The 16,584-nt window shown below is 71.7% G+C and carries 14 protein-coding genes and 1 tRNA gene; 5 read left to right on the top strand and 10 right to left on the bottom strand.

Going from position 1 to position 16,584, the window contains the following annotated elements:
* Nucleotides 1–71 precede the first annotated feature (71 nt).
* The 5 genes from ydiJ to BLT43_RS11185 all read right to left on the bottom strand — a co-directional run bounded on the left by ydiJ (nucleotide 72) and on the right by BLT43_RS11185 (nucleotide 6,761).
* Nucleotides 72–3,101, bottom strand: coding sequence for a D-2-hydroxyglutarate dehydrogenase YdiJ (gene ydiJ / locus BLT43_RS11205; RefSeq protein WP_090112868.1), 3,030 nt, complete (start codon nucleotides 3,099–3,101; stop codon nucleotides 72–74).
* A gap of 73 nt (nucleotides 3,102–3,174) precedes the next feature.
* On the bottom strand, nucleotides 3,175–4,155 hold the full coding sequence (locus BLT43_RS11200; protein ID WP_090112866.1) for a dienelactone hydrolase family protein: 981 nt from the start codon (nucleotides 4,153–4,155) through the stop codon (nucleotides 3,175–3,177).
* Nucleotides 4,152–5,051, bottom strand: a complete 900-nt coding sequence (locus tag BLT43_RS11195; protein ID WP_090112861.1) for an amidohydrolase family protein — start codon at nucleotides 5,049–5,051, stop codon at nucleotides 4,152–4,154. Before BLT43_RS11195 ends, BLT43_RS11200 begins: the two co-directional genes overlap by 4 nt.
* Nucleotides 5,052–5,407: 356 nt before the next feature.
* Nucleotides 5,408–6,334 (bottom strand): MYG1 family protein, encoded by a 927-nt coding sequence (locus tag BLT43_RS11190; protein ID WP_090112859.1) that lies wholly within the window; start codon nucleotides 6,332–6,334, stop codon nucleotides 5,408–5,410.
* Nucleotides 6,335–6,449: 115 nt separating this feature from the next.
* Nucleotides 6,450–6,761: an ETC complex I subunit gene (locus tag BLT43_RS11185; protein ID WP_090112857.1), complete on the bottom strand. Its 312-nt coding sequence runs from the start codon at nucleotides 6,759–6,761 to the stop codon at nucleotides 6,450–6,452.
* A gap of 165 nt (nucleotides 6,762–6,926) precedes the next feature.
* Here BLT43_RS11185 and uvrB point away from each other — a divergent pair, with 165 nt between their 5' ends.
* The gene (gene uvrB, locus BLT43_RS11180) at nucleotides 6,927–9,134 is read left to right on the top strand and encodes an excinuclease ABC subunit UvrB (RefSeq protein ID WP_090112855.1); all 2,208 of its coding nucleotides are present in this window, start codon (nucleotides 6,927–6,929) and stop codon (nucleotides 9,132–9,134) included.
* Between the two features lie 35 nt (nucleotides 9,135–9,169).
* Here uvrB and BLT43_RS11175 read toward each other — a convergent pair whose 3' ends face one another.
* Nucleotides 9,170–9,439 (bottom strand): GlsB/YeaQ/YmgE family stress response membrane protein, encoded by a 270-nt coding sequence (locus tag BLT43_RS11175; RefSeq protein ID WP_090113091.1) that lies wholly within the window; start codon nucleotides 9,437–9,439, stop codon nucleotides 9,170–9,172.
* A 65-nt stretch (nucleotides 9,440–9,504) separates the two neighbouring features.
* On the opposite strand from BLT43_RS11175, the gene BLT43_RS11170 reads away from it, so the two are divergent.
* The 3 genes from BLT43_RS11170 (at nucleotide 9,505) to BLT43_RS11160 (ending at nucleotide 10,640) form a co-directional block, all read left to right on the top strand.
* A complete protein-coding gene (locus BLT43_RS11170; RefSeq protein WP_090112853.1) occupies nucleotides 9,505–9,996 on the top strand; it encodes a YdcF family protein in 492 nt (163 codons plus the stop codon).
* 48 nt (nucleotides 9,997–10,044) lie between these two features.
* Entirely contained in the window at nucleotides 10,045–10,515 is a 471-nt protein-coding gene (locus BLT43_RS11165; protein ID WP_090113090.1) for a pyridoxamine 5-phosphate oxidase, read from the top strand.
* Nucleotides 10,516–10,564: 49 nt separating this feature from the next.
* Nucleotides 10,565–10,640: transfer RNA gene (locus BLT43_RS11160), tRNA-Ala, on the top strand.
* Between the two features lie 44 nt (nucleotides 10,641–10,684).
* Here the strand turns inward: BLT43_RS11160 and BLT43_RS11155 are convergent.
* The 3 genes from BLT43_RS11155 to BLT43_RS11145 all read right to left on the bottom strand — a co-directional run bounded on the left by BLT43_RS11155 (nucleotide 10,685) and on the right by BLT43_RS11145 (nucleotide 13,927).
* Nucleotides 10,685–11,002, bottom strand: a complete 318-nt coding sequence (locus BLT43_RS11155; RefSeq protein ID WP_090113089.1) for a hypothetical protein — start codon at nucleotides 11,000–11,002, stop codon at nucleotides 10,685–10,687.
* Nucleotides 11,003–11,092: 90 nt separating this feature from the next.
* The gene (locus BLT43_RS11150; RefSeq protein ID WP_090112851.1) at nucleotides 11,093–13,369 is read right to left on the bottom strand and encodes a glycosyl hydrolase family 28-related protein; all 2,277 of its coding nucleotides are present in this window, start codon (nucleotides 13,367–13,369) and stop codon (nucleotides 11,093–11,095) included.
* A gap of 156 nt (nucleotides 13,370–13,525) precedes the next feature.
* A complete protein-coding gene (locus tag BLT43_RS11145; protein WP_090112848.1) occupies nucleotides 13,526–13,927 on the bottom strand; it encodes a DUF4864 domain-containing protein in 402 nt (133 codons plus the stop codon).
* Nucleotides 13,928–14,064: 137 nt separating this feature from the next.
* Here BLT43_RS11145 and BLT43_RS11140 point away from each other — a divergent pair, with 137 nt between their 5' ends.
* Nucleotides 14,065–14,985: a CHAD domain-containing protein gene (locus tag BLT43_RS11140; protein WP_165612591.1), complete on the top strand. Its 921-nt coding sequence runs from the start codon at nucleotides 14,065–14,067 to the stop codon at nucleotides 14,983–14,985.
* Here the strand turns inward: BLT43_RS11140 and BLT43_RS11135 are convergent.
* Entirely contained in the window at nucleotides 14,982–16,565 is a 1,584-nt protein-coding gene (locus tag BLT43_RS11135) for a lysine--tRNA ligase (protein ID WP_090112844.1), read from the bottom strand. The two genes, BLT43_RS11140 and BLT43_RS11135, sit on opposite strands and share 4 nt — an antisense overlap.
* Between the last annotated feature and the right edge of the window lie 19 nt (nucleotides 16,566–16,584).

Genomic DNA, 16,584 nt, shown 5'->3' with positions numbered 1-16,584 from the left:
TTGCAATCCCCCGGCCGGAACGCCCCGAGGCGCGCGTCCGCGCCGGGTGGGTCCGGCCGGTTCCAGATTGATCACATTCCCGGCGGCGGCGCCAACACCGACTTGAGCACCTGCAGCGGGTGGCGCAGCGGCGCATCATCAATCAGCCGGGCCTGCGCGCGGCAGGAATAGCCGTCGGCCAGCAGGCGCCCGGCCCGGTCCGGCGCCGCGACATGCCCGGCCCAGCTCATCGCGTAGATCCGCTCCGACATCTCCCGGTGCTCGGTCTCGTGACCGAAGGTGCCCGCCATGCCGCAGCAGCCGGCGCGCAGCACCTCGAGCTCGAGCCCGGCCTGCGCGAAGAGCCGCCGCCACGCGGCGATCCCCTCCGGGCCGATCGCCCGCTCGGTGCAGTGCGGCAGCAGGTAATAGGTCTGCCGCGCACCGGCCACGTCGCGCGGCGGCCGGCCGTCGAGCCGGCGGGCCAGCCAGTCCTGCAAGAGCTGCACCTCGGGCGCCGCGCCCTCTGGCAGCGCCGCGCGGTACTCGGAGCGGTAGGTGAGCGTCATCGACGGGTCGAGCCCGACCAGCGCCACGCCGGTTTTTTCCAGCGCGCCGAGCACGCGGGCGCCGCGCCGGGCCACCTTCTCGAAGGCGCCCAGGAAGCCATGCACGTGCAGGGGCTTGCCGTTCGGCAGATAGGGCGCGATCCAGGGCTGCACCCCCAGCCCCAGCAGCAGGTCGAGCGCGTCGAGCAGCACGGCGGTGTCGTAGAACATGGTGAAGGCGTCGGGCACGATCACCACATGCGCGCCGCGCGACTGCGCCGGAATCCGCTCCAGCGCCTCGGGCGTGGCGGTGCGGACGCCGCGGCGCGACAGCTCGCGGCCGAGATCGACGCCCGACAGGCGCGGCGTCGCGACCAGCCCCACCAGCCGGGTCAGCGGCGCGGCGGCGGCGAGGTTGGCCAGCCGCGGCATCCGCGCCATCAGCGGCAGCAGCGTCTCGAGCCGGCCGACGAGGTGGTGGCGCGGCGGGCGCAGGTAGCGGCCGTGGTAGAGCTCGAGAAACCGCGCGCGAAAGCCCGGCACGTCCACCTTCACCGGGCATTTGCCGGTGCAGGACTTGCAGGCGAGGCAGCCCGACATCGCCTCGTGCAGCGCGTGCGAGGCGTCCTCGCGGCGGCGGGTCAGCGTCGCCAGCAGCCGCGCCGGAAAGCGCCGCAGCGCACCGCCCGCGCGCAGCCGCGCGGCCTCGGCCCGCGGGTCGATGCCCTGCTCGGACAGGCGGCGCAGCCAGTCGCGCATCAGCTGCGCCCGGCCCTTCGGCGAATGGCGGCGCTCGCGCGTGGCCTTCCACGACGGGCACATCGCCTCGTCGGGATCCCAGTCGAAGCAGCTGCCATTGCCGTTGCAATGCAGCGCGTTGCCCGCGTAGGCGCGGGTCGTCTCCGGAATGCGGCGGTCGCCCTGCCCCTTGGTCGCGACCCCGTCCACGGTCAAAAGCGCGGCGCCCTCGGGCGCGGCGATCTTGCCGGGGTTGAACTGGTTGCGCGGGTCGAAGGCCGCCTTCACCCGGCGGATCGCCGGGTAGAGCGGCCCGAAGACCTGCGGCGAAAACTCCGAGCGCACACCCTTGCCGTGCTCGCCCCACAAGAGCCCGCCATGGCGCTGCGTCAGCGCCGCCACCTCCTCGGTGATGTCGCGGATCAGCGCCTCGGCGCCGGGGGCCTTCATGTCGAGCGCCGGGCGCACATGCAGCACGCCGGCATCGACATGGCCGAACATCCCGTAATCGAGCCCGCGCCGGTCGAGGATGGCGCGGAACTCGGCGATGTAGTCTGCGAGCGCCTCTGGCGGCACCGCCGTGTCCTCGACGAAGGCGATGGGCCGCTTCTCGCCCGGCGTCGCGCCCAGGAGCCCGACGGCCTTCTTGCGCATGTTCCAGATCCGGGCGATGGCCTCGGGCTCGCGCGCCACGGTATGGCCGCGCCGCCCCGGCGCCGGAGCGAGATCGCGCGAAAACCGCGCGAGCGCGGCGTCGATCTCGGCCCGGCTCTGCCCGACGAACTCGACGATGTTGACGCCCGCGAAGGGGCCGTGGCCGTCATCGGGGAAATGCTCGGCGATCTCGGCCCAGACGATGTCCTCGCGCGCGAGCCCCAGCACCTTCTCGTCGATCGTCTCGATCGAGGCGGGCCCGAGCGCCATCAGCCGCCGCGCGTCGCGCAGCGCCGCGTCGAAGCTGTCGTAGCGCAGGTTCACCAGCGCGGCATGGCCCGGCAGCGGCATCAGGTTCAGCGTCGCCTCGGCGATGAAGCCGAGCGTACCTTCAGAGCCGCAGAGCACGGCGTTCAGGTCGAACCGCCCCTGCCCGTCGCGCAGATGCGCGAGGTCGTAGCCGGTCAGGCAGCGGTTCAGCTTCGGGAACCGCTCGGCCACGAGACCGGCGGTCTCGCGCTGCAGCGCGTCGATCTCGCGGTGCAGCCGCCCCGCCGATCCCGGCGCGCCCTTGGCCGCCTCGAGCGCCTCCGCCTCGAGGGGCGCCGAGTGCAGCACCGCGCCGTCGGCCAGCACTGTGGTCAGCCCCAGCACGTGGTCGCGGGTCTTGCCGTAGAGGCACGAGCCCTGCCCGCAGGCATCGGTGGAGATCATGCCGCCGATGGTGGCGCGGTTCGAGGTCGACAGCTCCGGCGCGAAGAACAGCCCGTGCGGCGCCAGCGCCGCGTTCAGCTGGTCCTTGACCACGCCGGCCTGCACCCGGACCCGGCGCGCCGCCACGTCGATCTCGAGGATGCGGGTCATGTGGCGCGACAGGTCGACCACGAGACCGGCGCCGAGCGACTGGCCGTTGGTGCCGGTGCCGCCGCCGCGCGCGGCGACATGCACCTCGCTGAAGGCCGGCTCGGCCAGCAGCCGCGCGATACGCACGAGGTCGTCGGTGCCGCGCGGAAAGGCGATGGCCTGCGGCCGGATCTCGTAGATCGAGTTGTCGGTCGCCAGCACCGTCCGGTCGGCCGCGGTCTGAGACAGCTCGCCCGAAAAGCCGCGCGCGCGCAGCTCGGCGCAGAACTCGGCGTAGAGCGGCAGCACGGCCGCGTCGGTGCTCAGTCTCGGGATCATCGGCCTGCCCGTGTCTTGCGGCGTGGCCCGGCCCGCCGAGGCGGGGGGCCGGACCACGCAGGTGGTGTCGCGATCAGGCGCAGCGGGCGCGGATCTTGCCGTCGATCGCGGCGATCATCTGCTGGAAGACCGGGCTGTCGGGCTGCATCGTCTGGCCATGGGCCATGCCGTCCAGGATCAGCGCCGCGTCGCCCTTCTCGCCCGGATAGGCCTCGTGCAGGCGCACCGATTCCGCCGGCATGTGCAGCGTGTTCTCGGCGCCGTGGATGATCAGCGCCGGCGGGAAGCCCGCCCCGGCCGCCGCGAGGCCCGCCTCGGGGTCGAAGGCGACGTAGCTCTTGTAGGACTTGGCACTGACATGGGTGCAGCCCGGCCAGCGGTCGGCGCCGCCGGCATCGGTGTAGCTGCCGAGCTGGTCGTCGACATAGGCCTGCGTCGCCGGGTCGAGCGGGTAGTAGCCCAGCCGCGTCGCCTCGGTGCCGGTGTCGAAGGGCGGGATCGCGGCGTCGTCGGCCAGCGCCGCCAGCGCGGCGTCGGCCGCGGCCGGATCGGCGCGCAGCCCCTGCAGCGCCGAAAGCCGGGTGTAGTTCATCGGCACGTAGAAGGCGACCTGCTCGCCGCCCGACCGGGCCAGCTCGGTGATCGCCGCGAGGCTGGCGACCGAGCCCATCGCCCAGGACGCGACGGCCGGCATGCGGCCGCATTCGGCGCGGGTCCAGGCGATCAGCGCCAGAAGCTCGGTCGTCTGGTCCTCGAGGCTGACATTGGTGACCGTCAGGTCGCCGTCGCGATAGGTGTTGCGCACCGCCTTGTTGGTGAAGAAGCCGGTCACGTCGTAGGTGGTGACGGTATAGCCCCGCTCGGCCAGCGCGCGGCCCATCAGCTGGCCGTACATCGACACGCCGCCGGTGAAGCCCGAGTTGAAGACGACGGGCGGCAGCGCCTCGGCGCCCGCGACCGAGCTGGCCGGCCGGTAGATGGTGCCGCGCAGGGTCTGGGTGCCCTCGGCATAGGTAACGGGGAAGGTGAACTCCGCCTGGGTCACGTCGGTCATTGGTACGCTCTCGTTGCTGAAGGGTCGAACATCTCCGCCGCCGCGCCGCTCAGGAGCGTCTCGGCCGCAATTCCGGTGGCGCGCGCCACCCGCGCGGCGACATCCGCCGCGAAATCGAGCGCCCCGAGGGGCGTGTAGCTCTCCGCGAAGGGCCGCCCGTCATGGTCGGCGCCGACATGCGGGGCATCGCTGGCCCCGAGCACCAGCCGCCCGGGGCCGAGCGTGTCGATGATGCGCCCGGCAAAGGCCGCGACGACGGCCGCGTCGGTCGAGGTCCGGTAGCCCGGCCCCTTGAACCACGTGTTGCCCCGCGCCTTCGCGGTCGCGAGCAGCTTGAGGAAGGCCGGGTCGTCGGTGCCGCGCTCGGGCCGGCAGGTGCCCAGATGGTCGATCACCAGCGGCACCTCCTCTGGCAGCTGCGCCATGACCTCGAGCGTGGTGGCCGGGTCCTGCGCGTAGACATGCAGGTGCTGGTCGGGCCGGAGCCGGGCATAAAGCTCCCGCCACGCCGCGCCCGAATAGGCCCCGGCGCCGACGCTTTCCGGCGCGCGGTCATGCAGCACCATGCGGATGCCCTTGACCTGCGGATGCGCCAGCCGCGCCGCTGTCGCGTAGGCCGGATCGGCGAGGATCGTGCCGATGCCGGCGATGCCGCCATAGCGCGCCGGGTCGCGCGCCTGCAGCGCCGCCAGCTCATCGAAACCGGCGAAGACGTTCTCCGAATCCGGCAGGATGCTGAGATGCACGTTGTTGATCAGTCGCGGCTTTCTGCCGGCATCGATCAACCGGTCGAGGTAGCCGGTGAGCGGGTGCGGCTGCGGCAACGCGTAGGGCAGCCCCCCCGCGACACGGGCCAGGTCCCGGGCCGTGTAGAAATGGACATGCGCGTCAATCATGGCTCGTTTCCGGGATCTGCGCCCGCCTGTCGCGGGTCTCCCGGAACCTAGCAACTCCCGCGCCAAGCGGCGGCCAGAGGCTCGACGGCTGATATCACCAAATCGACATGCTGACGCTTCGGCGGCGCGCGGCGGGCCGCGCGGGCCCTTCTTGCCCGCGCGCCGGATCAGCCCGTGGGCCCGTGGCCGACAGCAGGCGGTGTCGTGGTGCTCTGCGACGACAGGGTCCGGGGCGGCTACGTACCGCCACAGGCCCGACGGCCGGCACAGCGGCGCTGCGCCGGCCGGGTCAGGCGGCGGAAGGGATCGGCGCCCCGGGCGACCTATGCGTCGCCCGGCCCCGCCGCCATGCCGTTCTAGGCCTGCGCGGCCTCGGCCACGGCCAGCTCCGCCATCGCCAGGATCGCCTCGCGGCTGTCGGCTACGGCGATGAAGCGGCCGTTGTGGCAGAACTTCGCGCCCGTCACCCCGGACGCCGCCTCCAACGCCGCGTCGGTCAGCCCGGCCCATGCGGCCGGCAGGTCGGCGCGGGTCTCGAAGGTGTCCTCGCCGGTGCGGATCGTGGTCAGCGCCCAGTCGTCGCCGCGCGGATGCACGACGAAGAGCAGCTGATCGGCCCCCGCCGCCTCGATGCCGGCGCGGAACGGCATGCCCATCGGCAGCTCCAGCACCCGCCCCGCGCCCGCCGCCGCGATCGCCTCGCGCACGATCCCCTCGGCCCGCAGCTTCGCCGCCGCGCGGCGGATGCGAGCCTCGACGAAGGCGCGCGCGATCGGCACGGCCTCGGCGAAGGCGCGGTCGTCCGCCCCCGCCGCGCGGTCGTCGAAGACCGGCTTCAGGCTCTCGAGCAGCACCGGCAGCGTCAGCCCGGAAAACAGCGGCCCCGCCGCCCCCGCATCCACCGCGCCGTTGTCCATGAGGTCGACGGGCAGCACGAAGCCGCGGTCGAACCCGGCATGGACGGCCTCGACATCGCCCCCGGGCACGCCCAGCGCGCGCAGGTAGTCGCGCCCGTACGCGGCCCAGACCAGCCCGAAGGAGCTGTAGGGCTGGCCGTCCTCGCGCAGCGGGTTGGGCTTCTGGTGGTGATCGAAGATCCGCGCCCCGGCGTCGAACTGGCCGCCCACGTCGTAGATGATCCGCCCCTCGCCCGGGGTGATCCACGCCTTGTCGCGGCTGCGCACGATCTCGGCCTCGGGATAGAGCCGGGTCAGCACGACCGAGGACAGGAGTTCGTCGGCGTGGAAGCCGCCCGAATGGGTGACGAGATGGGTGATGGTCATCGCTGCTGCCTCAAAACGAAACGGGCGGCCATCCGGCCGCCCATCGGAAGAATCGTGGCGCCTGCCCGGCGCCGGTCTCGCGGGGTCGGGCGCCCTCGTAAGCGCCCGGACCGCTTCAGTGCGTCCAGGCCCCGCGCCGGGTGGTCGAGAAGTTCTCGCCGTAGCCGCCGGGCCGGATGTTGTGCTTGCGCACATGCGGCTCCTGCACGGTCGCCTCGAGCCCGTGCTTCTCGGCATAGGCCACCGCCGCCTCGCGGCTGTCGAAATACATCTTCACCTGGCTCTGGGTGTCCGACGAGCTGGTCCAGCCCATCAGCGGATCGACCTCGCGCTTCGAGGCCGGGGCGAATTCGAGAATCCAGGCTTCGGTCTTGGCGGTGCCGGACTGCGTGGCAGCTCGGGCGGGTCTGTAGATCCGTGCGCGCATCAGGGTCCCTTTCGATCTGTCGGGCTTATCGGCAAAACCGCCCCGCCATGCAAGCGGCAAGCTCGCCGCAGGCCGGCAAGGGGCCAGCGACGGTGAGCCGCGCCACGCCCCTCTTGCACAGGAACGAAAAGCGACCAGATTGGTTCGGTCCGAAGGAGGCCGCCGATGCACAACAACTCGCCCGAGCAGATGCCGATCCTGCACGCCCCCGCGCCCGACGTGAAGGCGCGCGAGAAACTCGAGGGCGGCAAGCGCTTCCGCATGCAGACCGAGTTCAACGCCGCCGGCGACCAGCCCACCGCGATCGAAGAGCTGGCCGGCGGCATCACCTCGGGCGAACGCGACCAGGTGCTCTTGGGCGCGACCGGCACCGGCAAGACCTTCACCATGGCCAAGATCATCGAGGAGACGCAGCGCCCGGCGATCATCCTCGCACCCAACAAGACGCTGGCGGCCCAGCTCTACGGCGAGTTCAAGGGGTTCTTCCCGGACAACGCGGTCGAGTATTTCGTCTCCTACTACGACTACTACCAACCCGAGGCCTACGTGCCGCGCTCCGACACCTTCATCGAGAAGGAAAGCCAGATCAACGAGCAGATCGACCGGATGCGCCACTCGGCCACCCGCGCACTTCTGGAGCGTGACGACGTGATCATCGTGGCCTCGGTGTCGTGCATCTACGGCATCGGCTCGGTCGAGACCTACGGCGCGATGACGCAGGACCTGCACAAGGGCCAGAACTACGAGCAGCGCAAGGTCATGGCCGACCTCGTGGCGCAGCAGTACCGGCGCAACGACGCGGCCTTCACCCGCGGCTCCTTCCGGGTGCGCGGCGACAGCCTCGAGGTCTGGCCCGCCCACCTCGAGGACCGGGCCTGGCGCATGTCCTTCTTCGGCGACGAGCTGGAAAGCATCGCCGAGTTCGACCCGCTCACCGGCCACAAGACCGACGAGTTCGACCGCATCCGCATCTACGCCAACAGCCACTACGTCACGCCGCGCCCGACCATGGCGCAGGCGATCAAGGGCATAAAGAAAGAGCTGCGCGACCGGCTCTCGCAGCTCGAGGGCGAGGGCAAGCTTCTCGAGGCGCAGCGGCTCGAGCAGCGCACCAATTTCGACCTCGAGATGCTCGAGGCCACGGGCGTGTGCAACGGCATCGAGAACTACTCGCGCTACCTCACGGGCCGCGCCCCGGGCGAGCCGCCGCCGACCCTGTTCGAGTTCATCCCCGACAACGCCATCGTCTTCGCCGACGAAAGCCACGTCTCGGTGCCGCAGATCGGCGGCATGTATCGCGGCGACTACCGGCGCAAGTTCACGCTGGCCGAGCACGGCTTCCGCCTGCCGTCCTGCATGGACAACCGCCCCCTCAAGTTCGAGGAATGGGACGCGATGCGCCCGCAGTCGATCTTCGTCTCGGCCACCCCCGCGGCGTGGGAGCTGGAGCAGGCGGGCGGCGTCTTCACCGAGCAGGTGATCCGCCCCACCGGCCTGCTCGATCCGCAGATCGAGATCCGGCCCGTGAAGACGCAGGTGGACGACCTCCTCGACGAGATCCGCAAGGTCACGGCTCAGGGCTACCGCACGCTCTGCACCACGCTCACCAAGCGCATGGCCGAGGACTTGACCGAGTACCTGCACGAGCAGGGCATCAAGGTCCGCTACATGCATTCCGACATCGACACGATCGAGCGGATCGAGATCCTGCGCGACCTGCGCTTGGGCGCCTTCGACGTGCTGATCGGCATCAACCTTCTGCGCGAGGGCCTCGACATCCCCGAATGCGGGCTCGTGGCGATCCTTGATGCCGACAAGGAGGGCTTTTTGCGCTCCGAGACCTCGCTGATCCAGACGGTGGGCCGCGCCGCGCGCAACGCCGACGGCCGCGTCATCATGTATGCCGACCGGATCACCGGCAGCATGGAGCGCGCCATGGCCGAGACCGAGCGCCGGCGCGAGAAGCAGATCGCCTACAACGAGGAGCACGGCATCACGCCGGCCACGGTGAAGAAGAACGTCGAGGACATCCTCGCCGGTCTCTACAAGGGCGATGTCGACATGAACCGGGTCACGGCCAAGATCGACAAGCCGATGGCCGGCGCCAACCTGCAGGCTGTGCTCGACGGGCTCAAGACCGACATGCGCAAGGCCGCCGAGAACCTCGAATTCGAGGAGGCGGCGCGTCTGCGCGATGAGATCAAGCGCCTCGAGACGGTCGACCTGATGGTCGCGGACGACCCGCTGGCCCGCCAGCAGGCCATCGCCGACGCCTCGGAGGCCGCGACCAAGTCGCAGGGCCGCTCCACCGCCGGCCGCCCCGGCCAGCGCGGCGGCACCACGCGGCGCACCAAGAACCGCAAGCCGCGCTAGGCCGGCAAGGGGCCCGGCCGCCGCGCCGGGCCCTTCTACTTCGCGATCGCCCGCACCAGCGCCACCACCAGCGCCGCGCCGATCAGAGCCACCACCACCGCCAGCAAGAGCCCGCCCGCGGCGAGGATCGTCACCCCCAGCGCGGCCAGCAGGAAGGGCGCGGCCACCGCGCCCAGCGCGCCGGCGACCATGTAGAGCGCCCGCCTTCCGCCGAACACCACGCCCGCCAGCCAGCCCGCCGCGAGCCCGACCAGCGCCAGCACCACCAGAAGCGTCACCCCCAGCCCTTGCAACAGCTCTTCCATCATCGCACCTCCCTTCCCGTGGGGCTGAGCTAGCCGGCCCGCGCGCTTCGGAAAGGGAGAGCGGCATGACGAAATCGGCGGCGCTGATCCTCGGGGCGGCGGTCTGGCCCGACGGCCCCTCGCCGACGCTGCGCCGGCGCACGCTGCACGCCGCGCGGCTCTGGCACGAGGGCCACGTCGCGCATCTCGTGCCCTGCGGCGGGCTCGGCCGCCACCCGCCGGCCGAGGCCCGCGCGATGCGGGCGCTGCTTTTGGCCGAGGGCGTGCCGGAGGAAGCGATCCACCCCGAGGACCGCTCCACCACCACGCTCGAGAACATCCGCTTCGCCCTGCCGCTGCTCGGCGCCATCGGCACGCGCGAGGTGGTGGTGGTGACCGACCTGCCGCACCTGCCCCGCGCCCTGCTCACGGCCCGCCGCCTCGGGCTTAAGGCCACGGGCTCGGCCCCGCGCGGCGGCGCGCGGCTCGGGGCCCAGCTGCGCCTCGCGCTGCGCGAGATCCCGGCCTGCGCCGCCTACTGGTGGCGGCTGCGCGGCCCGCAGGACCGCCACCGCTGATCGCAAGGGCGCTTGCGCGGCCCCCCGCTCGCGGGCGAGGCTGGCGCCATGACCGACCCGATCCGCCCCACCGACGCCGCCGCCCGCGCGCTTGCGAGCGAGATCTTCGACGCGGCGCGCCACGGCGCGCTCGGGGTGATCGACCCCGAGACCGGCGCGCCCTTCGTCAGCCGGGTGGCGGTGCTACGCGACGGCGCCGACGCGCTGGTGCTGGTCTCCACGCTGGCGCAGCACTGGGCCGCGCTCGTGGCGCGGCCGGACTGTTCGCTGCTTCTGGGCGAGCCGGGACGCGGCGATCCGCTGGCCCATCCGCGGCTGACGCTGCAGCTGCGCGCCTCGCCCGACGCCCCCGAGGACAAGGCCGCCCGGCGCGCGGGCTGGCTCGCCGCGCATCCGAAATCCGCGCTCTACTACGATTTCGCCGATTTCCACCTGCTGCGGCTGCGCTGCGTGGCGGGCTTTCTCAATGGCGGCTTCGGCCGCGCCCACCGGCTGACGCCGAGGGACCTGGAAAACTGAAACGCCCCGCTTGACACTGCCGGCGCGACAGTCCAGATACGCCGCCAGTGGGGCCGTAGCTCAGTTGGGAGAGCGCGTCGTTCGCAATGACGAGGTCAGGGGTTCGATCCCCCTCGGCTCCACCAGATCCCTCCCAGACCATCGCTGATCCGAGGCGCCCCGCCCCCGGCTAGAACCCCAGTTTCGGGCCGCGACGCGCCAGCCGGCGCCGGTTCGCCGCCGCCTTGCGGCCCAGCGGCTGCATCGCCGCCAGCGCGATCTGGTCGGGCCGCCGGCCCTCGATCATCGCCCGGCCGCCATGGCGCATCGCCTCGGCGAAGGCCGGCGCCTTCTCGGCCAGCATGCGGTCGGTCTCGGAGCCGGTCACCGCCCACAGGCCGGCCATGCCTAGCATCCTGTAGCCGATCACGGCCTGGGCCTCGGCCATCAGGCTCCAATAGGCCAGCGTGGTGCGGTAGAGATCGAGGGGCGTGGCATGGGGGGGCATCGCGGGCTCCGTCATGGCGCCGCCCGCCGCGGGCGGCCATCCTCGACAGACGCGCCAAAGCGCGCCGCGGTTCCCGCGCGGCCCGCCCGGTCACGCGGGGTTGTCCATCCGCACGAGGCAGCGCATCCGCCCGCTCACCGGCGTCGCGAAGATCAGCCGGAAGGCGCGGCGGTCGGCCCCGTGCTCGGGGTCGATCCAGGGCGCCTCGTGCACCGCCTGCCCATCGGCGCGCGCCAGCTTGCCCTCGGCCACCGCCGCCTCGACCACCCGCGCCCGGCCCGAGAACGGCAGGTGCGGCGCCGTCGGCACCACCCAGACCCGCTCGGGCGCGGCCGCGTCATGGGTCAGGCTCGCGGGGTTGCGCACCGGCTGGTTGATGCCGTTGAAGGTGTTGGCGGCGAAGCTGATGTCGCGCATCCGGCCGTAGTCGAGATCGGCGAAGGCGGTGTCGACCCGCTCGATCCGGTCGATGTTGCCGTCGAAGGTGCGGAACACGTTGCCGGTCACGTGCAGCCCGTGGATGAAGTGGCCCGGCCCGTAGGGCTTGACCACGATCCAGTTGAACCAGCGCGCCACGTCCGATGCGATGAAGATGTTGCCGGTGACGGTGAGCCCGCCGAAGCTGAACTGCTGGCCCAGCGCCGGCGTGGCGTCGTGCTCGTTGGTCCACTCGATGAAGTTGTTGTCGATGTAGTTGCCGGTGACGGTCGAGGCGACGTTGGGCCTGGTGAAGACGATGCCGCCCTTGCGCACCCCGTCCGAGACGCCGTCGCCATGGAACCAGTGGTTGTTGGCGATGATGTTGCCGGTGCCGGCCAGCACGCAGAAATGCTCGAACAGCACGATCCGGCTGTCGCGGATCTTCACGTCGTTGGCGTTGGCGTTGAGGCAGAGCGTGCGGCGGCTCCCGACCGGCAGCCCCTGCTCGTTCGACAGAAACTGGCAGCGGTCGATCATCAGCCCCTGGCAGCCGCCGCCATGCGAGGTCAGGCCGCGGTCGCGCGGCTTGGTGAAGAAGCAGTCGCGAAACGCCAGCGCCAGCCCCGCGGGCGGCAGCAGCACGCCCGAGGCGCGGCCCTCGCACTGGAACTCGATCTCGTCGAATTGCAGCTTGCTCAGGTCGTCGAAGCCCGAGAAGTCGAGCAGGTAGCGAAACCGCGTGAAGGTGAAGCTCTGCAGCCCTTCCGCGTCGTAGAGCGGCTGGCTCAGCGTGATCCGCCGGTTGGCCACGTCGACCGCGCGGACATAGACCTCACGCCCCACCCCGGCCCCGGTCACGAGGCTGCCCGGCGCGATCGCGGCCGGGTTCTCCACCTCCGTCAGGCGCAGCGGGTCGGCGGCCGCGTAGCGCGCCTGCGCCGTCGTCACGCCCGGCGTCCAAGCCGGCCCGTCGATCGGCTGGAACTGGCCGTTGCGCACCACCCGGCGGATGGCGAAGGTCGGCCGGTCCGGCACGGCGGCGGCCATGTCGAGCGGCGCGGGCAGGCCGATCCGCCGCCCCTCGAGATCGAGCGATTCGTGGTCGGAGAAGCTCAGCAGCGCCTGGAACGCCTTGGCGAAGGCCAGCGCCTCGTCGCCGAGCGCATCGAGATAGGCGCCAAAGCGGAAATCGCGCTGCAGGATCAGCTTGGTCGCGCCCTCGGGCACGACGCGGCCGACGAAGCGCACCTTCGAGCGAAAGGTGACGTCGCGCGCGATGCGCCATGTCCCCTCGGGCACCAGCACCTCGCGCCCGCCCGCATCGGCGTCGGCAGCCTCGAAGGCGGCCGAATCGTCGGCCACGCCGTCGCCCAGCGCGCCGTAGTCGCGCACGTCGGCGTAGCCGAGGCTCTCGGCCGCGAAGAGATGGGTGACGTCCTCGATCCCGATGTCGTCGACGCGCACCACGCCGCCGTTCGCCCCGGTCAGGTCGAGCCCGAGATGGCCGTGATCGGCGCCGGTCCAGACGAGGTCGGCCGCCGCCCGCCGCCCCGGCGCGAGGATCGCCGAGACCTCGACCACCCTTCCGTACTCGGTGAGCGCGACCTCAGGCCCCGCCTCGACCAGCCCGTCCGCATGGGAGCCATCCGCGCGACCCGCCCAGCCGGCGATGCGGACCGAGGGCAGTGGCCCAGACACCGCCTTGACCCGCGCGGTGATCCGCAGCACCAGCCCCGGCCGGACCGGCGTCTGCCCCATGTAGCGCAGCTTCTGCACCGGGGCGGTCTTGAGGATCTCCAGCGCGCCGCCGAAATCCTGGTCGGCGGGCACGAAGACCCCGCCGCCCGATTCCGCGTAGGTGTCGGAGCCCGGCGTGCCATCGCCGCTCGACCAGACCTCCAGCCCGTCGGCGAAGCGTGTCGGCATCAGTCCCGTGGTGATCGGCATGGCGTCCCTCCCGCTCGGTGGCGGACGGGGCGCGGCGCGGCCCCGCCTGCCGCCCGCCCCCGTCCGCCGGTCGCGCCCCGCCCAGATCGGGGCAAGCGGAAGGTATAGGCGGCCGGGATGAAGGCCGTGCGAGCGGGGCGCGCGTTGCGCGGGGCCTCAGGCCCCGACGGCGGGCGGGTCGAGCAGGCGCACCCCGTCGATGCGCCAGCCCTGCGCCGTCTCGATCATCTTGTATTCCAGCAGGTGCGGCACGCCGCGCGCGTCGCGGATCAGCACCGTCTGCCACCAGACGCCGCCGGTCTCGCGCAGGTCGAGATAGCGCGCCTCGGCGTTGTCCCAGACCATCGGGTAGCCCTGCGCGACCATGCGGCCGAAATTCTCGGGGCTGCCGAACAGCCGCTTGATGCCGGGGCTGGCATGGTCGAAGGCGGCCGTGACGTCGCGGGCGGTGAAGTTCGACAGCTGGTCGCCGATCACCCCGGCGATCTCGTCCCCCTCCTGTTGCGCGGCGGCAGGCAGGGCGAGCGCGGCGGCGAGCGCGATGGCGGCAAGTCTCATGGTCGGTCCTCCTGTTCTGACCAAGCTACGGCCATGCCGGCCGCCGGGTTTCGCGGCGTCTCGCCGCAGCCGCGGCGCGCGGCGTGGAACCCACGGGGATGTCACGCGTTTTGCCATGTTCACGAAAAGGAGAGCCGATGGGGTTCCGGATCGAGGCCGACGACCGCTCGCTCGCCGCGGCGCTGCGCCGGATCGCGGCCGAGCGCGGCGCCACCGCGCGGATGCGCTCGCAGGAGCTGCCGCAGGACGAGGCGATCCACGAGCTGCGCAAGGACGTGAAGGCGCTGCGCGCGCTGTTGCGGCTGGCGCGGCCGGGGCTGCCGGAGTTCAAGGCCGAGAACCGGGCGCTGCGCGACGCGGCGCGGGCGCTGTCGGGGCGGCGCGACGCGGCGGTGCGGCTCGATTGCTTCACCGGGCTGAGCGGACGCTACGCCAGGGAGATCGACCGCCGCAGCCTGACGCCGCTGCGCCGGGCGCTGTCGCGCGACGCCGAGAAGGCGGCGGGAGCCGAGGCCGGGCGCGAGCTGTCGGCGCTCGCCGAGGCGATCGAGAGCCATTCGCGCCGGGCGGCGGGCTTCAAGCTGGAGGCCAAGAGCCGCAAGGTGCTGCGCGCGGGGCTGAAGCGGTCGCTCAGGCGAGGCGCGGCGGCGCTGGAGGCGGCGGAGGCCGATGGTGGCGGCAGTGGTGGCGGCGAGGCGCTGCACGAGCTGCGCAAGCGCGCCAAGGACCACCGCGCGCAGATGAAGCTCATGCGCCCGCTCTGGCCCAAGGCGGTGCGCGCGCGGGAGAAGGCGGCGAAGCGGCTCGGCGACCTGTTGGGCGACCACCACGACCTCGATGCGCTGTGCGAATACACCGAGGCGCGCGCCCTGCCCCGCGACATCGAGGCGCGGCAGGCGTTGCAGGCGCTGGCCGCAAGGCGGCAGGCCGAGATCGCGGAAGAGGCGATGCCGATCGCCCGCCGCCTGTTCGGCGGCGGGGCGAAGCGGCAGGCGAAGGAGGCCGCGCGACTGTGGAAGCTCTGGCGGCGCGAGACCGCCGCCAGCAGGGCGGATTAGGCCGCGGCCAGCTCGCCCGCGAGGCCCTTGTCGATCAGCGCCACGGTGTTCTCGACGCCGTAGAGCGCGACGAAGCCGCCGAAGCGCGGGCCTTCGGAGGCGCCCAAGAGCACCTCGTAGAGCGCCTTGAACCAGTCGCGCAGCGGCTCGAAGCCATGCGCCTTGCCGACCGCGAAGACCTCCGACTGCAGCGCCTCGGCATCGGCGCCGCCGTCCCATGCGGCGAGGCGGTCGCGCAGGTCCTGCATCGCGGCGCGCTCGGTCTCGGTCGGCGCGCGGAAGGTCTTGGTCGGACGCACCCGGTCCTCGTAGTAGCGGATCGCGAAGCCCGCCGCGGCGTCGAGGCCCGGATGGCTCTCGGGGCTGGCCTCCGGCGCGTAGCGGCGAATGAAGCCCCAGAGCGTCTCCTTGTCCTCGGCGCCGGAGACCGAGACGAGGTTCAGAAGCATCTGGAACGGCACCACCATGTCCGAAGCGGGCACCTCGCCTTGGTGGATGTGGTAGACCGGGTTGGCGAGCTGCGCCTTCAGGTCCTGCCCGGGATAGGCGCGCAGCTGCTGGTGATACTCGTCCACCATCTTCGGGATCACGTCGAAATGCAGCCGCTTGGCGGTCTTGGGCTTGAGATACATGAAGTAGCTCAAAGAGTCGGTCGCGGCGTAGCTCAGCCACTCGTCGATGGTCAGGCCGTTGCCCTTCGACTTCGAGATCTTCTGCCCGGCATCGTCGAGGAACAGCTCGTAGGTGAAGTGGTTCGGCGCGCGGCCGCCCAGCACCTTGCAGATGCCGTCATAGATCGGCGTGTTGGTCGAGTGGTCCTTGCCGTACATCTCGAAATCGACGCCGAGCGCGGCCCAGCGGGCGCCGAAATCGGGCTTCCACTGCAGCTTCACGTTGCCCCCGGTGACGGGCAGCGTCCATTCGCGCCCGTCCTCGTCGTCGAAGGTGATGGTGTGCTCTTTCGCGTCCACGTGCTTCATCGGCACGTAGAGTACGCGGCCGGTCTCGGGGTGGATCGGCAGGAAGCAGGAATAGCTCTGCTGGCGCTCCTCGCGCAGGCTCTTCAGCATGATCGCCATGATGTCGTCGTAGCGCTCGGCCGCCATGCGCAGCGTGTCGTCGAACTGGCCCGAGCGGTAGAACTCGGTGGCCGAGACGAACTCGTACTCGAAGCCGAAGGTGTCGAGGAAGCGGCGCAGCATGGCGTTGTTGTGCCCGCCGAAGCTGTCATGCGTGCCGAAGGGGTCGGGCACGCTGGTCAGCGGCCGCTGCAGGTTCTCGCGCATCATCTCCTGCTGCGGCACGTTCTCGGGCACCTTGCGCATGCCGTCGAGATCGTCCGAGAAGCAGACCAGCCGGGTCGGGATGTCGGAGATCAGCTCGAAGGCGCGGCGGATCATCGTGGTGCGCAGCACCTCGCCGAAGGTGCCGATATGCGGCAGGCCCGAGGGCCCGTAGCCGGTCTCGAACAGCACGTGACCCTTGGCCGGGTCCTTGCCGCCGAAGCGTTTGAGCAGCGCGCGCGCCTCCTCGAAGGGCCAGGCCTTGCTCTGCATCGCCACGTCGCGCAGTTCGGACATCGTATCACCTCGTCGGGGA

Origin of the sequence: Limimaricola pyoseonensis (assembly GCF_900102015.1) — a bacterium.
In the GTDB taxonomy this organism is placed as follows: domain Bacteria; phylum Pseudomonadota; class Alphaproteobacteria; order Rhodobacterales; family Rhodobacteraceae; genus Limimaricola; species Limimaricola pyoseonensis.
The sequence above is the reverse complement of the archived record's forward strand: the minus strand, read 5'-3'. Positions and strand labels throughout refer to the sequence as shown.

Bases quoted from the DNA above. Each gene is read 5' to 3' on its own strand.
- BLT43_RS11155 (WP_090113089.1), bottom strand. From the start codon at position 11,002: ATGCCCCCCCATGCCACGCCCCTCGATCTCTACCGCACCACGCTGGCC.
- BLT43_RS11150 (WP_090112851.1), bottom strand. From the start codon at position 13,369: ATGCCGATCACCACGGGACTGATGCCGACACGCTTCGCCGACGGGCTG.
- uvrB (WP_090112855.1), top strand. From the start codon at position 6,927: ATGCACAACAACTCGCCCGAGCAGATGCCGATCCTGCACGCCCCCGCG.
- BLT43_RS11175 (WP_090113091.1), bottom strand. From the start codon at position 9,439: ATGGAAGAGCTGTTGCAAGGGCTGGGGGTGACGCTTCTGGTGGTGCTG.
- ydiJ (WP_090112868.1), bottom strand. From the start codon at position 3,101: ATGATCCCGAGACTGAGCACCGACGCGGCCGTGCTGCCGCTCTACGCC.
- BLT43_RS11195 (WP_090112861.1), bottom strand. From the start codon at position 5,051: ATGATTGACGCGCATGTCCATTTCTACACGGCCCGGGACCTGGCCCGT.
- BLT43_RS11145 (WP_090112848.1), bottom strand. From the start codon at position 13,927: ATGAGACTTGCCGCCATCGCGCTCGCCGCCGCGCTCGCCCTGCCTGCC.
- BLT43_RS11185 (WP_090112857.1), bottom strand. From the start codon at position 6,761: ATGCGCGCACGGATCTACAGACCCGCCCGAGCTGCCACGCAGTCCGGC.
- BLT43_RS11140 (WP_165612591.1), top strand. From the start codon at position 14,065: ATGGGGTTCCGGATCGAGGCCGACGACCGCTCGCTCGCCGCGGCGCTG.
- BLT43_RS11170 (WP_090112853.1), top strand. From the start codon at position 9,505: ATGACGAAATCGGCGGCGCTGATCCTCGGGGCGGCGGTCTGGCCCGAC.
- BLT43_RS11190 (WP_090112859.1), bottom strand. From the start codon at position 6,334: ATGACCATCACCCATCTCGTCACCCATTCGGGCGGCTTCCACGCCGAC.
- BLT43_RS11165 (WP_090113090.1), top strand. From the start codon at position 10,045: ATGACCGACCCGATCCGCCCCACCGACGCCGCCGCCCGCGCGCTTGCG.
- BLT43_RS11200 (WP_090112866.1), bottom strand. From the start codon at position 4,155: ATGACCGACGTGACCCAGGCGGAGTTCACCTTCCCCGTTACCTATGCC.
- BLT43_RS11135 (WP_090112844.1), bottom strand. From the start codon at position 16,565: ATGTCCGAACTGCGCGACGTGGCGATGCAGAGCAAGGCCTGGCCCTTC.